The 23,739-nt window shown below is 75.6% G+C and carries 5 protein-coding genes; all 5 read left to right on the top strand.

Going from position 1 to position 23,739, the window contains the following annotated elements; genetic code table 11:
* Positions 1 to 9: 9 nt before the first annotated feature.
* The 5 genes from Aeryth_RS15900 to Aeryth_RS15880 all read left to right on the top strand — a co-directional run bounded on the left by Aeryth_RS15900 (position 10) and on the right by Aeryth_RS15880 (position 23,715).
* Positions 10 to 10,734 carry a type I polyketide synthase gene (locus Aeryth_RS15900; RefSeq protein WP_144433826.1) on the top strand — a complete coding sequence of 3,575 codons (10,725 nt, stop codon included), beginning with the start codon at positions 10 to 12 and terminating at the stop codon, positions 10,732 to 10,734.
* Positions 10,731 to 20,369, top strand: coding sequence for a type I polyketide synthase (locus tag Aeryth_RS18490; protein WP_083516503.1), 9,639 nt, complete (start codon positions 10,731 to 10,733; stop codon positions 20,367 to 20,369). Before Aeryth_RS15900 ends, Aeryth_RS18490 begins: the two co-directional genes overlap by 4 nt.
* Positions 20,370 to 20,673: 304 nt before the next feature.
* Positions 20,674 to 21,450, top strand: a complete 777-nt coding sequence (locus tag Aeryth_RS15890) for a cytochrome P450 (RefSeq protein ID WP_067860671.1) — start codon at positions 20,674 to 20,676, stop codon at positions 21,448 to 21,450.
* Position 21,451: 1 nt separating this feature from the next.
* Entirely contained in the window at positions 21,452 to 22,723 is a 1,272-nt protein-coding gene (locus Aeryth_RS15885; protein ID WP_067860669.1) for an activator-dependent family glycosyltransferase, read from the top strand.
* The gene (locus Aeryth_RS15880) at positions 22,720 to 23,715 is read left to right on the top strand and encodes an aldo/keto reductase (RefSeq protein WP_067860667.1); all 996 of its coding nucleotides are present in this window, start codon (positions 22,720 to 22,722) and stop codon (positions 23,713 to 23,715) included. The genes Aeryth_RS15885 and Aeryth_RS15880 overlap by 4 nt, the downstream gene beginning before the upstream one ends.
* Positions 23,716 to 23,739: the final 24 nt, after the last annotated feature.

Here is a 23,739-nt window from a genome sequence, read left to right as displayed (position 1 = left end):
GGAGGAACGATGAACGAGCAGGACCCGCAGGACCGGACCGCAGCCCTGCTGCGCCGGGCGACCACCGAGCTGCGCGCGGCACGGCGGCGGGTGCAGCAGCTCGAGTCCGACCCCGTGGCCGTCGTCTCGATGGCGTGCCGCCTACCCGCCGGGATCGACACCCCCGAGAAGCTGTGGGACCTGCTCGACGCGGGGCGCGAGACGCTGTCGGACTTCCCCGACGACCGCGGGTGGGACCTGACCGGCCTCTTCGACCCCGACCCCGACCACCCCGGGACGAGCTACGTCGACCAGGCGGGCTTCCTCGACGACGCGACGGGCTTCGACCCGGAGCTGTTCGGCATCGCTCCCCGCGAGGCCGAGGCCATGGACCCGCAGCACCGCATCCTGCTGGAGTCGTGCTGGGAGCTCTTCGAGCGCGCCGGCATGGACCCGCTGGGGCTGCGCGGCTCGGCGACCGGCGTGTTCGTCGGTGCGGCGAAGTTCGGCTACGGCGAGGGCGACGTGGGCGACCCCGACGGGTACGCGGTGACGGGGACGGCGCCCTCGGTCGCGTCCGGCCGGCTGTCGTACACGTTCGGCCTCGAGGGTCCGTCCCTGACGGTCGACACGGCCTGCTCGTCCTCGCTCGTCGCCCTGCACCTCGCCGTCGACTCGCTGCGCAAGGGCGAGTCGAGCCTGGCCGTGGTCGGCGGTGCGGCGGTCATGGGCTCGCCCGACGTCTTCGTTGACTTCAGCCGTCAGCGCGCTCTCGCGGCCGACGGGCGGTCGAAGGCGTTCGGCGCCGGCGCCGACGGGTTCGGCTTCTCCGAGGGCGTGTCCCTGGTCCTCCTCGAGCGGCTCTCCGACGCCCAGCGGCTCGGCCACCCGGTCCTCGCGGTCGTGCGCGGCAGCGCCGTGAACCAGGACGGCGCGAGCAACGGCCTGTCCGCGCCGAGCGGTCGTGCCCAGCGGCGCGTCCTGAGGGCCGCCCTCGAACGGTGCGGTCTCGAGCCGGCCGACGTCGACGTGGTGGAGGCGCACGGCACCGGCACGGCCCTCGGCGACCCGATCGAGGCGGGGGCGCTGCTCGAGGTCTACGGACAGGACCGGTCGGAGCCGCTGGCCCTCGGGTCGGTGAAGTCGAACCTCGGGCACACGCAGGCCGCGGCCGGCACAACCGGGCTGCTCAAGGTCGTGCTGGCGCTGCAGCACGAGTGTCTCCCGCGCACGCTGCACGTCGAGGAGCCCAGCACCCACGTCGACTGGACGTCGGGCGCGGTGCGTCTGCTCGACCAGGCGCGACCCTGGCCGAGGTCGGACCGTCCGCGGCGGGCGGGCCTGTCCGCGATCGGCATCAGCGGCACGAACGCGCACGTCATCGTCGAGGAGGCGCCCGCGACCGAGGAGGAGTCGGGCCCCGTCGACCGGGAACCGGTCTCCGGACCGGTCCTGCTGCCGATGTCGGCGCGGACGCCCGAGGCGCTGGTGGAGCAGGCCCACCGCGTCGCGGGGCTCCTGCGCGCGGAGTCGGTCGACCTGGCCGACCTGGCCGTGAGCCTGGGCACCACCCGGGCCCACCTCGAGCACCGCGCGGTCGTGGTGGCCTCGACCCCCGCGGCCGCCCTCGACGCGCTCGCGACGGTGGGTCGCGACCAGCCGGACGGCGACGTCGTCCGGGGCACGGCGGACGCCGGCGGACGGACCACGGCGTTCGTGTTCCCGGGACAGGGCTCCCAGTGGCCCGAGATGGGCCGCGAGCTGATGGCGACCAGCGCGCTGTTCGCCGAGGCGGTCGACGCGTGCGACGCGGCGATGCGACCGTGGCAGGACTGGTCCGTCGCCGACGTCCTGCGCCAGGAGCCCGGCGCGCCGGGCCTCGAGCGCGTCGACGTGGTGCAGCCGGTGCTGTTCACCGTCATGGTGGCGCTCGCCCGCCTCTGGCGGAGCCGCGGGGTCGAGCCCGCGGCCGTCGTCGGTCACTCCCAGGGCGAGATCGCCGCCGCCCACGTCGCGGGGATCCTCACGCTCGACGGCGCCGCGCGACTCGTGGTGCTGCGCAGCCAGGCGCTGCGTCGACTGTCGTCGCAGGGTGGCATGGTCGCCGTCGCGTGCGACGAGGACGCGGCACGCGAGCGGATCTCCGCCTGGGGTTCGGCGCTGTCGGTCGCCGCGGTGAACGGTCCCCGGTCCGTCGTGGTCTCCGGCGACCGCGACGCGCTGGCCGACCTCGTCGCGACGTGCGAGCGCGACGGCCTCGCCGCGCGGACCGTCGACGTCGACTACGCGTCGCACTCCGCCCACGTCGACGCCGTGCGCGAGGAGGTGCTCCGGCACGCACGCGAGGTGCGCCCGCGTGACGGCGAGATCGCGTTCTACTCGACCGTGACGGCCGGCCCGCTCGCCGGCTCCCGGCTCGACGCGGAGTACTGGTTCCGCAACCTGCGTGAGCGCGTGCGGCTGCACGAGACGGTCGACCTGATGGTGGACCAGGGCTACGACGCCTTCGTCGAGGTGGGTCCGCACCCGGTCCTCCTGCCGGCGCTCACGGCGACGGTCGAGTCCGGCAGCGGCGGCGACGGGGCGGTCGTGCTGGCCACCCTGCGCCGCGGGGAAGGCGGTCCCACGGGGTTCGCGCGCGCCGTGGCGGCGGCCTACGTCGCCGGGGTCGAGATCGCGTGGAGCACGGTCGCCCCCGGTGGCCGGGGCCGCGCCCTGCCCGTCACCTACCCGTTCCAGCACCGTCGCTTCTGGCGGTCCGAGAGACGCGGCGGCGCCCGTCCGGCGGGCCTGGTGCACCACGTCGAGTGGTCGACGCTCGACCGGTCGGACAGCACCGCCGCACCTGCCGGGACGTGGCTCGTCGTGACACCGGACGATGCCGCCGAGGGTTGGTCCGACGTCGTCCTCGACGCGGTCGGGCGCGCGGGCGGCACCGCCCAGGTCGTCTCGACCGCCGTTGTCGACGCCTGGGCGGACGGCACCGCCGAGGTGCCCGACGGGCTGGCCGGCACCGTGGTGCTGCCCCCGTCGCCGGGCCAGGACGCGGTCGCCGTGGCGGAGTGGGGACGCAGCACCGTCCAGGCGCTGGCCCGCACGACGTCCGGTGCGCCGCTCTGGCTGCTCACGGCCGGGGCGGTCGCCGCCGCACCGGGAGAGGTGCCCGCCCACCCCGAGCAGGCGACGCTGCACGGTATCGGCCACGTGGCCCGGCTGGAGCTGGGCGACGCCTGGGGCGGTGTGGTCGACCTGCCCGCCTCCGCGAGCGAGGAGGTCGCTGCGTCCCTCGCCGACGCCTGGGGTCGGCGACGCGAGAGCGTCATGGCGGTCCGGGGCGGCCGGCTGCTCGGCCGCCGACTCCGCGACGGCGGAGCCCGCACGTCGGACCGGTGGCGTCCGCGGGGCACCGTCCTCGTCTCCGGTGCGGCAACGCCCGTGGGGGCGGTCCTCGCACGCTGGGTCGCCCAGCACGGGGCCGACCGCCTCGTGCTCGTCGGCCGTGCGCCCGATCCGCAGCTGGTCCGGGAGCTGGAGGAGGGCGGGGTCCGGGTCTCGACCAGCCCGGTCGACCTCGCCGACCTGCGCGCCGCGATCGGCGAGGACGAGCCGACCGCCGTCGTGCACGCGGAGTCCGACCCGGTCTTCGCCCCCGTCGTCGAGGCCGACGCGGACGGCTTCCGACGCACCGTGTCCGCCCGCTCGTCCCTGCCCGACCTGCTCGATGAGCTGCTCGACGGTGCCCGGCTGGAGCGTGAGGTCCTCTGCTCCTCGGTGGCCGCCACGTGGGGTGGCGCAGGCATGGCCGCCTACGCGGCCGGTGCCGCCTACCTCGAGGCCACCGCCGCGCGGCGGAGGTCGCAGGGGCACGCCACCAGCGTCGTGACGTGGACGCCGTGGGACCTGCCTGCGGGCCACCACGCCGCCCCCGACCTGAGCGGGAGCGCGCTGCGGGCGCTGGCCGTACCGCGCGCGCTCGAGGCGTGGGAGTCGATCCTCGCCGCCGCCCCGTCGGACGTCGTCGTCGCCGACGCGGACTGGCCGGCCCTGGCCGACGAGTTCTCCGCCGCCCGACCCACCGCGCTGTTCGACGGTCTCGCGCAGCCGGCTGCACCGGCCGCCGCCGGCCCTACACCGAGCGGTCCGACGCACGACGCGGGCAGCGAGGAGCTGCGCGCCGTCGCCGCCCTCGGGGGAGAGGAGCGCCGTGAGGCAGCGCGCGTCCTGGTCGCCGACGTCGCCGCCGACGTCCTGGGGCAGGACCAGGCCTCGCGGGTCAGCCGGACCCGGGCGCTGCGCGAGCAGGGGCTCGACTCGCTGGGCACCCTCGCCCTGCGCAAGAGCCTCGTCGCCCGCACCGGGCTGACCTTGCCCGCCTCCCTGGTCTACGACCACCCCAGCGTGAACGCGATCGCCGACCACCTGCTGGCCCTCGTCGACCCGGAGGCCGGCGCGCAGGACGAGCGCCCCGTGGCACGCGGGGCCGCCGAGGAGCCGATCGCGATCATCGGCGTCGGCTGCCGCTTCCCCGGGGGGATCCGCAGCCCCGAGGGCCTGTGGGACCTGCTGCGGACCGGTGCCGACGTCACGGGGAGCTTCCCCGACGACCGCGGCTGGGACGTCGAGGGCCTGTACGACCCGGAGGGCCTGCGTCCTGGCACCACGTACGTCGACCGCGGCGGGTTCCTCGACGACGTCGCCTCCTTCGATCCCGGCTTCTTCGGCATCACCCCGCGCGAGGCGCTCGCCATGGACCCCCAGCAGCGGCTCGTGCTGGAGACGTCGTGGGAGGCCATGGAGCGCGCGGGCATCGACCCCGAAGCGGTGCGCGGCAGCGACGTGGGTGTCTACCTCGGCATGAACGGACAGTCCTACGCGAGCCTGCTCGACGGCGAGGGTGACCGGGTCGACGGCTACAAGGGCCTGGGCAACGCGGCGAGCGTGCTCTCGGGACGCGTCGCCTACACCTTCGGGTGGGAGGGGCCGGCGCTCACCGTCGACACCGCCTGCTCCGCCTCGCTGGTGGCGGTCCACCTCGCCGTCCGTGCGTTGCGCAGCGGCGAGTGCTCGATGGCGCTCGCCGGCGGTGTCACGGTGATGACCGACCCGTACACGTTCGTCGACTTCAGCTCCCAGCAGGGACTGGCGCGCGACGGCCGTTGCAAGGCGTTCTCCGCCGACGCCGACGGCTTCGCCCTGGCCGACGGCGTCGCGACCATGCTGCTGGTGCCGCTGTCGCGCGCCGCGGAGCTCGGCTACCCGGTGCTCGGCGTCGTGCGCGGGACCGCGGTCAACCAGGACGGGGCGAGCAACGGCCTCGCCGCGCCCAACGGGCCCTCGCAAGAGCGGGTGGTGCGGGCCGCGCTCGCCGACGCGGGCCTCGGCCCGCAGGACGTCGACGTCGTCGAGGCGCACGGAACGGGGACCCAGCTCGGAGACCCGATCGAGGCCGGCGCGCTGCTCTCCACCTACGGCCGCGACCCCGGCCGCCCGGTGCACGTCGGGTCGGTCAAGTCCAACCTGGGGCACACGCAGGCGGCCGCCGGCGCGGCCGGCATGCTCAAGGTGCTGCTCGCGCTGCGGCACGGGGTCGTGCCACGGACCCTCCACGCCGACGAGCCGACGCCGCACGTGGACTGGGCGTCCGGCGGGCTGCGGCTCGCGCAGGACGACGTGCCGTGGCCGCGGGGAGAGCGCCCCCGCCGCGCCGGCGTCTCGTCCTTCGGCGTGAGCGGGACCAACGCGCACGTGGTGCTCGAGGAGGCGCCGGACGCGGGGACCGTCGAGCGACCCGGCGCAGACGCGGCCCGCGCCGTTCCCCTGGTGCTCTCCGGGCGCAGCGAGGGGGCGGTGCGCGGCGCCGCCCGCCAGCTCGCCTCTCGGCTGGCCGACGGCACGCACGACGTCCGCGACGTCGCCTGGACGTTGAGCCGCGGACGCAGCGCGATGGAGTGGCGCGCGGCGGTGCCGGCCGACGACGTGCCGGCCGCCGTCGCCGCCCTGGAGGCGCTCGCCGACGGCTCGCCGACGGCCGACGGGGTCGGCCCGACGCTCTCGCGACCCCGGCGGGCCGTGCTGGTCTTCCCGGGCCAGGGCTCCCAGTGGGACGGCATGGCGCGGGACCTGCTGGCGACCTCGACGGTCTTCCGGCAGTCCATGCAGGAGTGCGCGCAGGCGCTCTCCGCCCACGTCACGTGGGACCTGTTCGACGTCGTGGAGGGACGGGCTGACGTGGACCCCGAGCGGGTCGACGTGCTGCAGCCCGTCCTGTTCTCGATGATGGTGTCCCTGGCGCGCACCTGGCGTGGGCACGGACTCGTCCCGGCGGCCGTCGTCGGCCACTCACAGGGCGAGATCGCCGCCGCCTGCGTGGCCGGCGCGCTGTCTCTGGACGAGGCCGCCCGCGTCGTGGCCCTGCGCAGCCGGGCGCTGCGCGAGATCGACGGCGACGGTGGCATGGTCTCGGTCGCCGTCGCGGCGGACGAGGCGGAGCGTCTGCTGGCCCCCTGGGCCGACCAGCTCGCCGTGGCCGCGGTCAACGGTCCGCGCATGGTGGTCGTGGCCGGACCCGTGGAGCAGCTCGACGCGTTCTGCGCCGCCGTGGAGCAGGCCGGGCACGAGCCCCGACGCGTCGCGGTGGGCTACGGCTCCCACTCCGGCGAGGTCGAGCGGGTGCGTGCGCAGGTCGTCGACGCGCTCGGCGACGTGCGGGTGCGCACGAGCGAGGTCCCCGTGTACTCGACGGTGACCGCCGAACGGATCGACTCCGCGTCGATGGACGCCGGCTACTGGTACGACAACCTGCGCGGACGCGTGCGCTTCACCGAGACGGTCGAGGCACTCGTCCGCGACGGTCACGACCTCTTCGTGGAGGCCAGCCCGCACCCCGTGCTGCTCGGGGGCGTGCAGGACGTGGCCGACGACCTCGGCGCCGACGTCGACGTGGTGGCGACCCTGCGGCGCGACCGCCCCGGTGCGCGCGAGCTCGCTCGCGCGACGGGCGAGGCGTTCGCCCACGGCGCGAGCGTCGAGCCGGCGACGACCGTGCCCGACGGCCGGCTCGTCGACCTGCCCACCTACCCCTTCCAGCGGGAGCGCTTCTGGCCCCGCCGCCACCGCCCTGCCCCGGTGACGGACAGCGGACTGCCCGGTGTCGAGCACCCGGTGCTGAGCACCGTCGTCGAGGTCCCGGGCAGCGGGGAGCGGGTGCTCGTGGGGCGCCTCGACCCGCACGCCCACCCCTGGCTCGCCGAGCACGTGGTCGAGGGTCGGCGCCTGGTGCCGGGCAGCGTCCTGGTCGAGCTGGCCCTGGCCACGGGCGAGCTCGTCGGGCTGCCGGTCCTGGAGGAGCTGCTCCTGCAGGAGCCGCTCGAGCTGCCGGCCGCCGGTGGTCTGCGCCTGCGCCTCGTGGTCGGCCCCGACGACGGCGGCCGCTGCGACCTCCAGGTGCACGCCGCGCCCGACGGCATGCAGGACCCCACGTGGACGCTCCAGGCCAGCGGCGTGCTGGGCGCCGACGCGTCGACCAGCAGACCGACATCCGGCGGGTCGGCGTGGCCGCCCGCAGATGCCGACGCGATCGAGCTTGCCGGGCACTACGACACCCTCGCCGGCCTCGGCTTCGAGTACGGCCCGGCCTTCCGGGGCCTGCGCCGTGCCTGGCGTGCCGGCGAGCGGGTGCTGGCCGAGGTCGAGGTCCCGGCGGCGCGGCACGGGTTCGTCGTCGACCCGGTGCTGCTCGACGTGGTGGCGCAGACCCTCGGGGTGGCCGCCGCGGAGTCTGGCCGGCTGCCCTTCGCGTGGAACGGCGTCCGGGTGCACGGTCCGGTCGTCGGGGCGCTGCGCGTGGTGCTCGGCGGCGACCCCCGCTCGGACGCATCGCTCGAGGTGGTCACGCCCGCCGGCGTGCCGGTGCTCACCGTCGACGGCATCGTCGTCCGTGACGCCTCGGCCGGCACCGACCTGCGCAGCGGGACGCTCCAGTCGCTCACCTGGGTCCCGGCGCAGCCGGACGGGCCGGCGCCGACCGTCACCACGGTCGAGGTCACGACCCTCGACGAGCTGGACGCACCCGGACGTCCCGACGCGGACCTCGTCGTGCTGCGGCACGTCGATGACGACCCGGACCCGATCACGGCCACGCGGCGCGCCGTGGCCTGGGCGGCCGAGGTGGTCCGACGCTGGGGTGCGACCGACCGTCGCCGTGCTCGTCTGGTCGTGGTCACCGACGGCGCTGCGCGGGTCGGGGCCGACGACCCGCCCGCGCGGCCGGGCCCCGCGGCCGTGTGGGGAGTCCTGCGGGCGGCGCAGGCGGAGTCGCCCAACCGGTTCCTGCTGGTCGACGGCGCACTCGACGTCCCCGCGCGACCGGACCTTCCGCAGGTCGCGGTGCGCGACGGGCTCACGCTGGTGCCCCGCCTGCAGGACCGGCCGACCTCATGGGTGCCGGGTGCGGGCCAGCGGGTCGCGCCGGGCTCGGGGTCGATCGACGGGCTGGTGCTCGAGAAGGTCCCCGCCTCGCAGCTGCAGCCCGGTCCGGGCGAGGTCCGGGTCGCGGTTTGCGCCACCGGCCTGAACTTCCGCGACGTCATGCTGGCGCTGCAGGTGTATCCCGACGCCGCCCTCATGGGCACGGAGGCCGCGGGGGTCGTCGAGGCCGTCGGCGAGGGGGTCACCTCCGTCGAGGTCGGCGACCGGGTGCTGGGCCTGTTCGCCGGTGCGTACGCCGAGCGCGCCGTCACCGACGCGCGGCTCGTGGCCCCGCTGCCCCCGGGCTGGTCGTTCGCCGAGGGTGCGGCGGTCCCCATCGCCTTCACCACGGCCTACTACGCGCTGCACGACCTGGCCGGCGTGCAGCGGGGGCAGACCGTCCTGGTGCACGCGGCTGCCGGCGGTGTCGGCATGGCCGCCGTGTCGCTCGCCCTGCACGCCGGCGCCGACGTCCTGGCGACCGCGTCGCCGGCCAAGCACGATGCGGTCCAGGCCCGCGGTCTCCCCGCGGACCAGGTGCGCTCGTCGAGGACCTCCGGGTTCGCCGAGGCCTTCCTCGGCCACACCCGTGGCCGGGGCGTCGACGTCGTCCTCAACTCCCTCACCGGGCCGCTGCTGGACGAGACGATCCGGTTGGTGGCCCCGGACGGTGTGGTCGTCGAGCTCGGGAAGGCCGACCTGCGCGACCCGGCCGACGTCGCGGCGCGCTACCTGCCGTTCGACCTCGGCGAGGTCGGGCCCGACCGGCTGGGCGAGATCCTGCGCACGGTCGTCGACCTCCTGGCCGGCGGACGGGTCCCGCCCGTGCCGGTCAGTGCGCGACCCCTGGCCGACCTGCGCGCGGCCCTCACGGAGATGAGCCGCGGCGGACACGTCGGCAAGCTCGTCGTCGAGCAGTCCCGTCCGGCTCCGCTCGAGGGGACCGTGCTGGTGGTGGGCGGCACCGGGACGCTGGGATCGCTGGTGGCGCGCCACCTGGTGTCCACCCGCGGCGTCCGGCACTTGCTGCTGGTCAGCCGTCGCGGCCCGGACGCTCCGGGCGCGGCTGACCTGGTCGCCGAGCTCGAGGCCGAGGGGGCTCGTGTCGACGTCGTCGCGTGCGAGGCCACTGACCGCGCCCGCCTGGCCGAGGTCGTGCGAGGCGTCCCCGCGGAGCACCCGCTCGTGGGCGTCGTTCACGCCGCCGGCGTGCTCGCCGACTCGTTCGTGGTGTCCATCGACGCCGACGCGGTGGAGACCGTGGTGGCTCCCAAGGTCGACGTCGTGCAGCACCTCGACGAGCTCACGGCGGATCTCGACCTCGGCCTCTTCGCGGTGTTCTCCTCGGCGGCCTCGGTGCTCGCCGGACCCGGACAGGGGGTGTACGCCGCGGCGAACGCGGTGGTCGAGGCGTGCGTGGCGCGACGTGCGTCGCGCGGCGCGCGGGCGACCGCGCTCGGATGGGGACTCTGGCAGGACTCTAGCGACCTGACGCGTGGCCTGGAGGACCAGATCGCCCGCACCGGGGTCGCCCCGCTGTCGCGCGCTCGGGCGCTCGAGCTGCTCGACGAGGCGCTCGGCTCGGACGAGCCGGTCCTGTACCCGATGGCGCTCGACGTCGACGCGCTCGCCGAGGCCGACGTGGTCCCCGAGGTGCTGAGGGCCCGCGTGGCGCCGAGAGACCGCGTGGTGCCGACGCGCGGGCGGCGCGGGACCGGGCCCGACCGCGACGAGCGGGGCGCCGACTGGGCGTCGAGGCTGCGCGGTCTGGACGCCGACGCGCGACGGACGGAGGTGCTGGACCTGGTCCGCGCGCACGCCGCTGCCGTGGCCGGTTTCTCCAGCGCGGCACAGCTGCCCGAGCAGCGTGCCTTCCGCGACCTGGGCTTTGACTCGTTGGCCGCGGTCGAGCTGCGCAACCGCCTGCGCGACGCGACGTCGGTGCGGCTGCCGAGCACCCTCGTGTTCGACTACCCGACGGCCGAGGCGGTCGCCGAACGGCTGCTGGAGGACCTGGAGCCGGTGGTGGAGCACGACGCCTCCTCGCTGGAGGAGCAGCTGGCCGCGCTCGAGCGGGCGGTGCGCGACGCCACGCCGGACCAGCTGCCCGCGGACCTTGGGTCGCGGGTGCGGGGACTGCTCGACGTCCTGCCCGCGGGCGAGGTCGAGGGACGTGCATGGGACGGTGGTGCCGCGGCCGCGGCGCTCGTCGACGACGACACGAGCGACGACGAGCTGTTCTCGTTGCTCGACGCCCGGTTGGGCGCTGAGGGGGACCAGGACCGATGAACGTAGGACGTGACGACGATCGTGGGGGCCAGGCGGCCGGGTCGACGGTGGAGGCGCGGCTGAGGCAGTACCTCAAGCGCACGTTGGGCGAGCTGGAGTCCGTGACGGCCGAGCTCGACGAGGTGACGGCGCAGTCCCGCGAGCCCGTGGCGGTCGTCGGCGTCGCGTGCAGGCTGCCGGGCGGCATCGACACGCCCGAGCAGCTGTGGCAGGTGCTGGTCTCCGACGGCGAGGCCGTGTCGGTCGCGCCGGCCGACCGGGGCTGGCCGACTGGTCCGGGCGAGCGCCGGGGCGGCTTCCTCGACGACGTCGCCGGCTTCGACGCCTCCTTCTTCGGCATCTCGCCGCGCGAGGCGCTCGCGATGGACCCGCAGCAGCGGATCCTGCTCGAGGTCGCGTGGGAGGCCGTGGAGCGGGCCGGGCTCGACCCGCGCTCGCTGCGGGGCAGCGCCACCGGCGTGTTCGCGGGGGTCGGGGCGTCGGACTACGGACCGCGACCCGACGAGGCTCCCGACGAGCTGCTCGGGTACGTCGGCATCGGCAACGCCTCGAGCGTCGTGTCCGGGCGGGTCGCGTACACGCTCGGCCTCGAGGGGCCCGCCCTGTCGGTCGACACGGCGTGCTCCTCCGGCCTGACCGCGACCCACCTGGCCGTGCAGTCGCTGCGCCGGGGCGAGTGCTCGCTGGCGCTCGCCGGGGGTGTCACGGTGATGAGCAGCGCCGGTGCCTTCACGGAGTTCGAGAGCCAGGGAGGCCTGGCTGCGGACGGCCGCTGCAAGCCCTTCGCCGACGACGCGGACGGCTTCGGTCTGGCCGAGGGGGCCGGCGTCCTCGTGCTGCAACGGCTGGGCGACGCGCAGCGCGACGGGCGTCGGGTGCTGGCGGTGCTGCGCGGCACCGCCGCGAACCAGGACGGCGCGAGCAACGGGCTCACCGCGCCGAGCGGTCCCGCCCAGCGTCGCGTCATCACCGAGGCACTGGACCAGGCCGGTCTGCGCGGCGTCGACGTCGACTACGTGGAGGCGCACGGGACGGGCACCCGTCTCGGTGACCCGATCGAGGCCCACGCCCTCATGGACACCTACGGTCCCGGCCGCACGGCGCCGCTCGCGGTGGGCTCGGTGAAGTCGAACGTCGGCCACACGCAGGCCGCGGCCGGCATCGTCGGGGTCATCAAGACGGTGCTCGCGCTGCAGCACGACTGGTTGCCGGCGTCGCTGCACGCCGAGAACCCGTCGTCGCAGATCGACTGGGACGATCGCCTCGAGGTCGTGACGCGAGGCCGGGCGTGGGAGCGGGGTGCGCGGGTCCGCCGCGCGGGCGTCTCGGCCTTCGGCATCAGCGGCACCAACGCGCACGTCGTCCTCGAGGAGGGGCCCGTCGCGGTCGAGCCGGAGGTGGACGCAGCGACCACCAGACCAGCGACGCCCGCACCGACGACCACCGCACCCGTCACCGCCGCTCGTCGCTCCGTCCCGCTGATGTTGTCGGCCAGGACGCCGCAGGCCCTGCGCGCCCAGGCGCGCCGGCTGCTCGACGCCGACGTCCTGGCAGCGGACGCCCCCGTCGTGCCCGTGGCCGCCTCCCTGCTGCACCGTCGCAGTCGGCTGGAGCACCGCGCCGTCGTCGTCGCCGACGACGCAGGCAGCGCGCGGGTTGCGCTCGGGCGCCTCGCGGACGGCCAGCCGTCGCGGGACGTGCTGCTCGGGCGGGGTCGTGACCGCCGCCGGCCAGCGTTCGTCTTCCCTGGCCAGGGGGCGCAGTGGGTGGGCATGGGTGCCGACCTCCTCGAGCACTCGACCGTGTTCGCCGAGGTGATGCGGGAGTGCGACCGGGCTCTCGCGGGCCACCTCGACGTCTCGGTGCTGGAGACCCTGCGGTCGGGGTCGCCCCTGGACCGCGTCGACCTGGTGCAGCCGGCCTTGTTCGCCGTGATGGTCTCGCTCGCCGAGGTGTGGCGCGACAGCGGCGTGCAGCCGTCCGCGGTGGTGGGGCACTCCCAGGGCGAGATCGCCGCGGCCCACGTGGCCGGGGCGCTCGACCTGGAGACCGCGGCGCGGGTCGTCGCGCTGCGCAGCAGGGTCCTGCGCGGCATCGCGGGACGCGGCGGCATGGTGTCGCTCGCGACCACGCCCGACGACGCGTCCCGCAGGATCGCCCCGTTCGGCGACGCGCTCGCCGTCGCGTCGGTCAACAGCCCTCGCGCTGTGGTGGTCGCGGGCGACCCGTCCGCGCTGGACGACCTGCTCGCGCAGTGCGAGGCCGACGGGCTGCGCGCCCGCCGGATCCCGGTCGACTACGCGTCGCACACCGCGCACGTGGAGTCGCTGCGGGACGACGTGCTGCGCGAGCTGCGCGGCGTCGGCGCGACGACGGGCCGGGTCCCGCTGCACTCCTCGCTGACCGGTGCGCCCATCGACACCAGCACGATGGACGCCGACTACTGGTTCAGGAACCTGCGCGGCCAGGTGCGGTTCGCCGAGGCGGCGCGGAGCCTGCTCGCCGAGGGCACCGACGCGCTCGTCGAGGTCAGCCCGCACCCGGTGCTGACGATGGCGCTGGAGCAGGTCGTCGAGGACGCCGACGCCGACGCCGCCGTGCTCGGGACGCTGCGGCGCGGCGAGGGCGGCGCCCCCGACCTCGTCCGGGCCCTCGCGGAGGCCCACGTCGCGGGACTGCCCGTCGACTGGTCGCGCGAGCTCCCCCGCGAGGCCGCCACGGTCGAGCTGCCGACCTACCCGTTCCAGCACGAACGCTTCTGGTTGGAGACGCCGCTCGCGGGTGCGCGTACCGGGGGACCCGCCGACGACTGGCGCTACACGGTGCAGTGGGAGCGGACCGAGGTCGCCGACGTCCCGGTCGCGGGTCGCGTGCTGCTGGTCGCGTCCGACTCCGCGGCCCACGAGGTCGACGCCGTCCAACGCGCCGTGGAGCAGCGCGGTGGGCTGGTCGAGGTCGTGCGTCCCGACGACGTCGAGGCGTCGTGGGGACGCTCGGGAGTCGACGGCTCGCCGACGCTGGGCGTCGTGGCCCTCCCGCACGACGGCGACGAGCGCGACCCGCTCGCGGCCACGGAGGCGCTGGGCGCCCTCGTGCGCTCGTGGTCCGGCGCGCAGGACCCTGCGCCCCTGTGGGTCGTGACCCGCCGCGCCTCCGACGCCGGTGGCAGCACCGTCGACCCCGCGCAGTCGGCCGTCGCCGGGCTCGCCCGCGTGGTGGGCCTGGAGCACCCGCAGGGGTGGGGCGGCCACGTCGACGTCGACGACCTCGACGACGACGCCGCCGGGGTCGTGGCGGCCGCGGTCGCCGCAGCTGGCCCGGAGGACGTCCTCGCGGTGCGCGGCACCGACGTGTGGGCGGGTCGTCTCACGGCCGACCCCGTCCCGCAGGAGCCCCGGCCCTGGACCCCGTCGGGCACCGTGCTGGTCACGGGCGGCCTCGGTGCGGTCGGACGGCACGTGGCGCGCTGGCTCGCGCGTTCGGGCGCCGAGCACCTGGTGCTGCTCGGCCGTGGGGGCGAGCGTGGCGAGGCGGCCGCCGAGCTCCGCGCGGAGCTCGGGGCCCTCGGGGTCGGGGTCAGCGTGCACGCGTGCGACGTCGCCGACCACGACGCGCTCGCCGCGGTGGTCGCCGCCGAGCGGGCCGAGGGTCGCACGGTCGCAGCGGTGTTCCACGCCGCGGGCACGTCCACCACGACACCCGTGGTCGCGCTCGAGCCGGCCGAGCTGCGCCGCGTCGCGGCCGCCAAGGTGCAGGGGACCCTGAACCTGGCCGACCTGTGCGACGAGGCGAGCACCCTGGTGCTCTTCTCCTCCAACGCCGGCGTCTGGGGCAGCCCGGGCCTGGGGGCCTATGCCGCCGCGAACGCCTTCCTCGACGGGTTCGCCCGCAGCCGGCGCGGCACCGGCGTCACCTCCGTGGCCTGGGGCCTGTGGGCCGGCGAGACCATGGCCGGCGTCGAGGGCAACACCTACCTGAAGGGCCAGGGGGTGCGGGCCATGCGGCCCGAGCACGCGATCGCCGGGCTGGAGACCGCCCTCACCCGAGGGGACACCTGCGTCTCCGTCGTCGACCTCGACCTCGACCGCTTCGTCGACGTGTTCTCCGCCGCGCGACGCCGTCCCTTCCTCGACCGGCTCGCGCCCGCGGCGCCGAAGGCGCCGCAGGCCGCGGACGCACCGGCGGCCGACCTGCTGGTCGGTGCCACGACGCCGGAGGAGCGGCGTCGTCGTCTCGAGGTCGTCGTCCACCGCGAGGTGGTCGGTGTCCTCGGGCTCGACGAGCACGCCGCCGTGGACCGGCACGTCGCCTTCCGCGACCTCGGGTTCGACTCCATGACGGCGGTGGAGCTGCGCAACCGTCTCGCGGAGGTCACCGGGCTCCGCGAGGGCGTGACCGTGGTGTTCGACCACCCCACGGTCCACCGACTCGCGCAGCACTACCTCGACCGGCTCCGGGAGGGCTCGGCCGACGAGGTCGCGCAGACACCCGGACCTCTGGGGGTGCCGTCGGCGCCGTCGACGGAGGAGGACCCGATCGTCATCGTCGGCATGGCCTGCCGGCTCGCCGGCGGCGTCCGGACGCCGGAGGACCTCTGGGACCTGGTCGCGCGAGGCGGGGACGCCGTCACCGACATCCCGACCGACCGCGGCTGGGATCCCGACCTGCTCGCCGGCATCGCCGAGACGAGCGAGGCCGAGACCATGCGGGGGGCGTTCCTCGACGGAGCCGCCGACTTCGACGCGGCGTTCTTCGGCATCTCGCCGCGGGAGGCGTTGGCGATGGACCCGCAGCAGCGCCAGGTCCTCGAGACGACGTGGGAGCTGTTCGAGAACAGCGGCATCGACCCGCGGTCGCTGCGCGGCACGCGGACGGGGATCTTCCTGGGTGCCGCCTACCAGGGCTACGGCCGCGACGCGGACGTGCCGCAGGAGGCGGAGGGCTACCTCCTGACCGGTGGTTCGTCGGCCGTGGTGTCGGGTCGGGTGGCGTACGTGCTGGGTCTGGAGGGGCCGGCGATCACGGTGGACACGGCGTGCTCGTCGTCGTTGGTGGCGTTGCATCTGGCGGTGGGGGCGTTGCGTTCGGGTGAGTGTGAGCTGGCGGTGGCTGGTGGTGTGTCGGTGATGGCGGGTCCTGAGGTGTTCGTGGAGTTCTCGCGTCAGGGTGCGTTGGCGGCGGATGGTCGGTGCAAGCCGTTCTCGTCGGCTGCTGACGGGTTCGGCTTCGCCGAGGGTGCGGCGTTCGTGGCGGTGCAGCGGTTGTCGGTGGCGCGGCGTGAGGGTCGTCGGGTGTGGGGTGTGGTGGCTGGTTCTGCGGTGAATCAGGATGGTGCGAGCAACGGGTTGGCTGCGCCGAGTGGGGTGGCGCAGCAGCGGGTGATTCGTGAGGCGTGGGCGCGTGCTGGTGTGGGTGCTGGTGACGTGGGTGTGGTGGAGGCGCATGGGACGGGGACCCGGTTGGGTGATCCGGTGGAGGCGTCGGCGGTGTTGGCGACGTATGGGCGTGGTCGTGGTGGTGCTGGGCCGGTGTTGTTGGGTTCGGTGAAGTCGAACGTGGGTCATGCTCAGGCTGCTGCGGGGGTGGCGGGGTTGATCAAGGTGGTGATGGGTCTGTCGCGTGGTGTGGTGGGTCCGTCGGTGGTGGTGGGGTCTCGTTCGGAGCTGGTGGACTGGTCGGCTGGTGAGGTGGAGCTGGCTGAGGGGTTGCGGGCGTGGCCGGTGGGTCCTGACGGGGTGCGTCGGGCGGGGGTCTCGGCGTTCGGGATCAGTGGGACGAACGCGCACGTGGTGGTCGAGCAGGCCCCGGCGCAGGAGACGTCGGACGACGAGCCGGTCGGTGCGCCGGTCGACGAGGACGGCGTGGGCTCGGCAGCCACGTCCGGCTCCGGGGCCGGGGTGCTGGCCGGCGGGGTGGTGCCGCTGGTGCTGTCGGCGCGCACGCCCCGGGCCCTCGCCCGTCAGGCCGCGCGGCTGCGCGACGCCCTGGCCGGCACGGACGCCCTGACGCTGCCCGAGGTGGCCTGGACGTTGGCCACCGGACGGGCGCACCTGCAGCGGCGCGCGGTGCTGCTGCCGCGCGACGTCGTGCACGCGCGCGCACTCCTGGACGACCTGGCCGAGGGACGCACGTCCTCGGAGGTCGTCGTCGCGGACGCCCGGACCGCCGAGCCGGTGATGGTGTTCCCGGGTCAGGGGGCGCAGTGGGTGGGGATGGCGTCGGGTCTGTTGGGGGTGGAGGTGTTCGCGTCGGCGTTGGCCGAGGTGGATGTGGCGTTGGGGGAGGTGTTGGGCTTTTCGGTGCGTGAGGTGTTGGAGGGTCGTGAGGGTGCGCCGTCGTTGGATCGGGTGGAGGTGGTCCAGCCGGCGTTGTTCGCGGTGATGGTGTCCTTGGCGCGGTGGTGGGAGTCGGTGGGGGTGCGGCCGGCTGCGGTGGTGGGTCATTCCCAGGGGGAGATCGCTGCGGCGGTGGTGGCTGGGGTGTTGAGCGTGGCTGATGGTGCGCGGGTGGTGGCGCGGCGTGCGTTGGCGTTGCGGGCGTTGTCCGGTGGTGGGGCGATGGCGTCGGTGGCGTTGCCGGTGGAGCGGGTGCGTGCGTGGGTCGAGCAGGTGGGTGGTCTGGAGGTCGCGGCGGTGAATGCTCCGGCGCAGGTCGTGGTGGCTGGTGACGTGGCTGCGGTGGAGGCGTTGGTCGAGCAGGGTCGGCGTGAGGGTGTGCGGGTGCGGCGGTTGGCGGTGGACTACGCGTCGCACTCGGTGCACGTGGAGCGGGTGCGTGAGGCGTTGGTGGGCGAGCTGGGTGTGGTACAGGGTCGTGCGGGTCGGGTGCCGGTGTTCTCGAGCCTGCGGGGTGCGCGGGTGGAGGGGCCGGAGCTGGACGGGGCGTACTGGTACGAGAACCTGCGGGGCACGGTGCGGTTCGACGCGGCGGTGCGGGCTGCGATGGACGAGGGGCACGAGGTGTTCCTGGAGGTCAGTCCGCATCCGGTGCTCGCCGCCGCCGTGCAGGAGACCGCTCCGGACGGACTCGTGCTCGGTTCGCTGCACCGCGAGCGCGACGAGCACCTGCTCCACGAGCTGGCGCGGGCGCACGTGCACGGCGTCGAGGTCGACTGGACGGCCTTGCTGGACCGCACCCTGCCCGCCCGGCTGCCCACGACGGCCTTCGAGCCGGTGCGGTACTGGCTCGCCCCGGAGCCGGCCGACCGGTCCGTCGGCGACCGCTACGGCATCGTGTGGCGGACGGTTGCCGAACCGTCGGTTCCCGACCCCGGAGCGGCGACCCTCCTGACGCTCGGCGAGCCGCCGGCCGACCTGGAGAAGGTCCTGCAGGGCGTGGGCACGAGGTTCGTGCCGCTGGACCTCGCGGACCCGCAGGACGTCGCCGGCGCGGCGGGGGTGCTGTCCTTCGGCGGCGGGGCTGCCGAGCAGCTCGACCGGGTGCAGCGGTTCCTGGCCTGCGACGTCGACGTCCCGCTGTGGTGCGTCACGCGCGGCGCCGTCGCGGCTGCGGAGGACGACCTGGTCGACCCGGACGCGGCGATGGTCTGGGGGCTCGGCCGGGTGGTCGGGCTCGAGCGCCCGGAGCGCTGGGGCGGGCTGCTCGACCTCCCCGCCGAGGTCACCGCCGACGACACTGGCGCGCTCCTGGCCGCCCTGCTGGGCGACGACCTGGAGGACCAGGTCGCCGTGCGCCAGGGCCGGCGGCTCTGCCGTCGGCTCATGGCCGCCCCGGCCGACCGGAGCCGACGGCGCTGGTGGCCGGGCGACGGCACGGCCCTCGTCACCGGGGGCACCGGAGCGCTCGGGGCGCACGTCGCCCGGTTCCTCGTCGCACAGGGTGTCCGCGACCTGGTCCTGCTGAGCCGTCGGGGTCCGCACGCCGACGGTGCGCAGGAGCTGGTCGAGGAGCTGCGTGCCGCAGGGGCGGACGCCACCGTCGTGGCGTGCGACGTCGCCGACCGCGGCCAGCTGACGTCGGTGCTCGACCGGCTGCGGTCCGAGGGCCGCCGGGTCGAGGTCGTGGTCCACGCCGCCGGGGCGCCGGACGCCCGCCGGCTCGAGGACGTCGACCGCCCGGAGGAGGTCTGGCGCGCGAAGGTGGAGGGTGCGCGGCTTCTCGACGAGCTGCTGCCCGACGTGTCGTCGTTCGTCCTCTTCTCCTCCGGGGCCGCCACCTGGGGCAGCGCCGGGCTCGGCGCCTACGCCGCGGGCAACGCGTTCCTCGACGGGCTCGCGCAGCGCCGCCGGTCCGAGGGGCGGGCCGGCACGTCCGTCGCCTGGGGCGCCTGGGCGGGCGGCGGCATGGCCGGGGCCGACCTGGACGGCCTGCGCCGTCGCGGCATCCGTCCGATGCGCCCCGAGCGGGCGCTCGAGGGTCTGCGCCGTGCCCTGGAGCAGGACGACGTCTGCGTGAGCGTCGCGGACGTCGACTGGGCGCGGTTCGCCGTCGGCTTCACCGCGGCCAGGCCGCGGCCCCTCGTGGCGGACCTGGTGCCCGACGACCCGGAGCTCCCGACGTCGCGCACCGCGGCGCCGGCCGCGCAGGCGGCGCCGACGACGGCCGAGGAGGCCGTGCACCTGGTCCGGGCGCAGATGGCGCGGGTGCTGGGCCACGCCCGGGCCGACGACGTCCCGGCGGACCAGCCGATCGGCGAGCTCGGCTTCGACTCCCTGTCGGCCGTGGGTCTGCGCAACGAGCTGCAGCGCGCCACGGGCGTCGAGCTGCCGGCGACCGTCGTCTTCCAGCACCCGACGCCCCGGGCGCTCGCGGAACGGGTCCTGGAGCTCGGCCGCGCGGCCGGCTCCCCGACCCCGTCGGCCGCCGGTGGATCCCTGGTCGAGGGGTACCGGCGTGCGGCGGAGTCCTCGCGCGTGCGTCCGTTCCTGTCGCTGATGGCCGACCTCGCCGAGTTCCGCGAGCGGTCCGCCGACCCCGACGTCCTCGCCGAGAACGTCGTCCCCGTCGCGCTCGGCACGTCGGGCGACGGGCCCGTGCTGGTCTGCTGCGCCGGCACGGCCGCGCCCTCGGGGCCGCACGAGTTCGCACGGCTCGCGGCGGCGCTGGACGGGTCGTGGTCGGTGCTGGGGCTGCCCCAGCCCGGATACCTGGCGGGCGAGCCGCTGCCCGCGTCGATGGAGGCCCTGGCCGCGGCGCAGGCCGCGACCGTCCTCCGCGCGGTGGCGGCACGGCCGGTCGTGCTTGTCGGCCACTCGGCCGGCGGGCTGATGAGCCACGCGCTCGCGACCGCGCTGACGCAGCAGGGGCACCGGCCCGACGGTGTCGTCCTGCTCGACTCCTACCCGCCCGGTCGCCAGGACGCCGTGGAGGGGTGGATCGACGTCCTGACCCGCCGCCTGCTGGACCTGGAGACCGTCCCCCTGGACGACACGCGGCTCACGGCGATGGGGGCGTACGACCGGATGCTCGGGGGCTGGGTGCCCGACGACCAGCAGGTCGCCACGCTGCTCGTGCGGGCCGTCGACCCCATCGCGGCGTGGCCCGACGACGACTGGCGGGCCTCGTGGCCCTTCGCCCACGCGACGGCCGACGTGCCGGGGGACCACTTCACGATGATGCAGGAGCACGCCGGGCAGGTCGCTGCCCGGATCACCGACTGGTGGGAGGCACGATGACCGAGACCGACAGCACCGCGACCCACGCGACCCTGGACGGGCGCGCGCAGCTGGGGCGGCGGCTCCAGATGGTCCGCGGCCTGCTCTGGGGCTGGGGCAGCAACGGCGACGTCCTCGCGTCGGTGCTCAGCGGGTCGCGGACCGACCTGCTCGACGCCGGCCCCCTGCTGCGCGGGGAGCCGGTGGCGCGCAGCCGCACGGAGACCTGGGTGGTGGGCGACCACGCGACCGCGCGCGCCGTCCTCGAGGACGCCGCGTTCGGGCGGGCCCGGCCCGGGTCCCGGAGTGGGCGCGCGCCGCCGACGTGGCCGACGCGACCTGGTGCCAGCCGTTCCAGGAGGCGGAGCGTCAGGACGTCGCGCCCGACGTCGATCCCGACGGGGTGGTGGACCGGGTCCGCGACGCCGTCGGCGCGCGAGGGGGCCGGCTCGACCTCGTCGCCGACCTCGCGTGGCCCGCTGCCCTGGCGGCGTGCGACGTCCGCGACGCGGAGGCGGCGCGTGCCTGGCGCGTGGCCCCCGACGCGACGCTCGTGCCCCAACGGCTCGCCCAGACCGTGGCCGCGCTCGAGGTGCTCGACGCCGGGCACGACGTGGCGCGCCTGACGGTGGCGACGCTGCTGAGCGGGGTCCTCGTCGACGCCGTGCTGCTCCTGGACGGCCGCCGGGTGGCAGGTCTCGACGACGAGCCCGGGACCCGTGCCGTCGTGCGCGAGACGCTCCGGCTCGCGCCGACCCGCGCCCTGGTCCGCCGCACCGCGACCGCGGCCACGACACTCGGTGCGGCCGCGCTGGGCGAGGGCGACGAGGTCATCGTCGTGACGGCGGTCGCCGACCGCGACCACGCCCTCCTCGAGGATCCCGACGCGTTCCGGCCGGACCGGGAGCCGACCACCCCGTCGCTGTCGGACCTGCTCGCCGAGCGCGACCCGCTCGAGCGGCTCGTGCGCGAGCTCGCCGTGCTCGTGCTGCCCGTCCTGCTCGAGCGCCCCCTCGAGCTCGTGGGCCCGGTGACCCGTGACCCGCGGTCGGCGGTCGTGCGGTCCTGCCTGAGCTTCCCCGTCGTCCGTGAGGAGTCCTGAGATGCGTGTCGTGTTCTCGTCCATGGCGAGCAAGAGCCACCTGTTCGGGCTCGTGCCGCTCGCGTGGGCCTTCCGTGCCGCCGGCCACGAGGTCCGTGTCGTGGCGTCCCCGGCGCTCGTCGAGGACATCACCGCCGCCGGCCTCACCGCCGTCCCCGTCGGGGACGACGTCGACCTGGTCGACTTCATGACCCACGCGGGCTACGACATCATCGACTACGTCCGCAGCCTCGACTTCAGCGAGGAGGACCCGAGCACGCTGACCTGGCAGCACCAGCTGGGCATGCAGACGGTGCTCACGCCGACGTTCTACGCCCTCATGAGCTCGGACTCCCTGGCCGACGGGCTGCTCGAGTTCTGCCGGTCGTGGAAGCCCGACCTGATCGTCTGGGAGCCGCTCACCTTCGCCGCCTCCGTGGTCGCCGAGGTGCTGGACGTCCCGCACGCACGGCTGCTCTGGGGCCCGGACATCGCGGTCCGCGCGCGCCAGCGCTTCCTGGCCCTGCGCGAGGAGCAGCCCGAGGGGTTGCGCGAGGACCCCCTCGGGGAGTGGCTGACGTGGACCATGCAGCGTCTCGCCGGCGACCGACCGGTGCACTTCAGCGAGCGCGCGGTGGTCGGGCACTGGACCATCGATCCGGCGCCGGCCCCGATGCGCCTCGACACGGGGCTCGACACGGTGGGCATGCGGTACGTGGACTACAACGGGCCGTCCACCGTTCCGTCCTGGCTGTTCCGCGACCGGCCGTCGCGGCCGCGCGTCTGCCTGACGCTCGGGATCTCCAGTCGCGAGAACGACATCGGCCAGGTGCCGGTCGCTGACCTGCTCCAGGCGCTGGGCGACGTCGACGCCGAGGTCGTCGCCACCTTCGACGAGGACCAGCTCGCCGGCGTGGAGCGCCTGCCCGACAACGTGCGGCCCGTCGGATTCGTCCCCATGCACGCGCTGCTGCCGACCTGCGCGGCGACGGTGCACCACGGCGGGCCGGGAAGCTGGCACACCGCAGCGATCAACGGCCTGCCGCAGGTGGTCCTGCCCGACGGCTGGGACACCGGCGTGCGTGCCGCCCGTACCGAGCAGGTCGGTGCCGGCATCGCCCTGCCGGTCCCGGAGCTCACCGTCGAGGGACTGCGCGACGCGATCGTCGCCGTGCTCGAGCAGCCTTCGTACGCGGAGGGCGCGCGGCGTCTGCGCGAGGCCATGCTGTCCGAGCCGACCCCTGCCGCCGTGGTCGAGGAGTGCGTCCGTCGCGTCGAGGAGCACGCCCCGTGAGCGCCGACGTGCCCTACGTGCGGGTGGGCCGCTCGGCACTCGTGACCAGCTCCCTGTGGCTGGGCACGGTGAACTTCAGCGGCCGGGTCGACGACGACGACGCGCTGGCGCTGCTCGACCACGCCCGCGACCGCGGGGTGAACTGCGTCGACACCGCCGACATCTACGGGTGGCGGCTCTACAAGGGGCACACCGAGGAGCTGCTGGGCCGCTGGCTGGCGCAGGGTGGCGGGCGGCGCGAGGACACCGTCGTCGCCACGAAGGTCGGCAGCCCCATGGGCGACGGCGTGCTGGAGCGGGGGCTGTCCGCCCGGCACGTCGTGGCGGGCTGCGAGGCGTCGCTGCGCCGGCTGGGCGTCGACCACGTCGACCTGCTGCAGATGCACGAGTACGACCCGACGGCGCCGTGGGACGAGGTGTGGCAGGCGATGGAGACCCTCGTCGCCAGCGGGAAGGTCCGGTACGTGGGATCCAGCAACTTCGCCGGCTGGCAGATCGCCGCGGGCGAGGAGGCGGCGCGGCGCCGCCAGGGCGTCGGCACCATCAGCCATCAGTGCCTCTACAACCTCGCCCGGCGCGACGTGGAGCTCGAGGTGCTCCCGGCCGCCGAGGCCTACGGGGTCGGGGTGTTCGCCTGGTCGCCGCTGCACGGGGGCCTGCTGAGCGGTGCGCTCGACAAGCTGCGCCGCGGCGTCGCGGTGAAGTCGGCCCAGGGCAGGGCGCAGGAGCTGCTGCCCGCCGTGCGCCCGTCGCTGGAGTCGTTCGAGGCGACGTGCCGCGAGCACGGCCTCGACCCCGCCGAGGCGGCCCTGGCCTGGCTCTTGGACCGGCCGGGGGTCACGGGCGCCGTCATCGGTCCCCGCACACCGGAGCAGCTGGACTCCGCCCTCCGGGCGGCATCGACCACGCTCGACGCGTCGCTGGTGGCGGCGCTCGAGACGATCTTCCCGCCCCCGGCTCCCGTCGCGGCGCCGTGGGCGTGGATGGGGTGATCCCACCCCGACCCGTCGTCCGCA

The organism is Aeromicrobium erythreum, from assembly GCF_001509405.1.
Lineage (GTDB): Bacteria > Actinomycetota > Actinomycetes > Propionibacteriales > Nocardioidaceae > Aeromicrobium > Aeromicrobium erythreum.
Note: the sequence above shows the minus strand (reverse complement) of the source record. Positions and strands in the feature narration are given on the sequence as shown.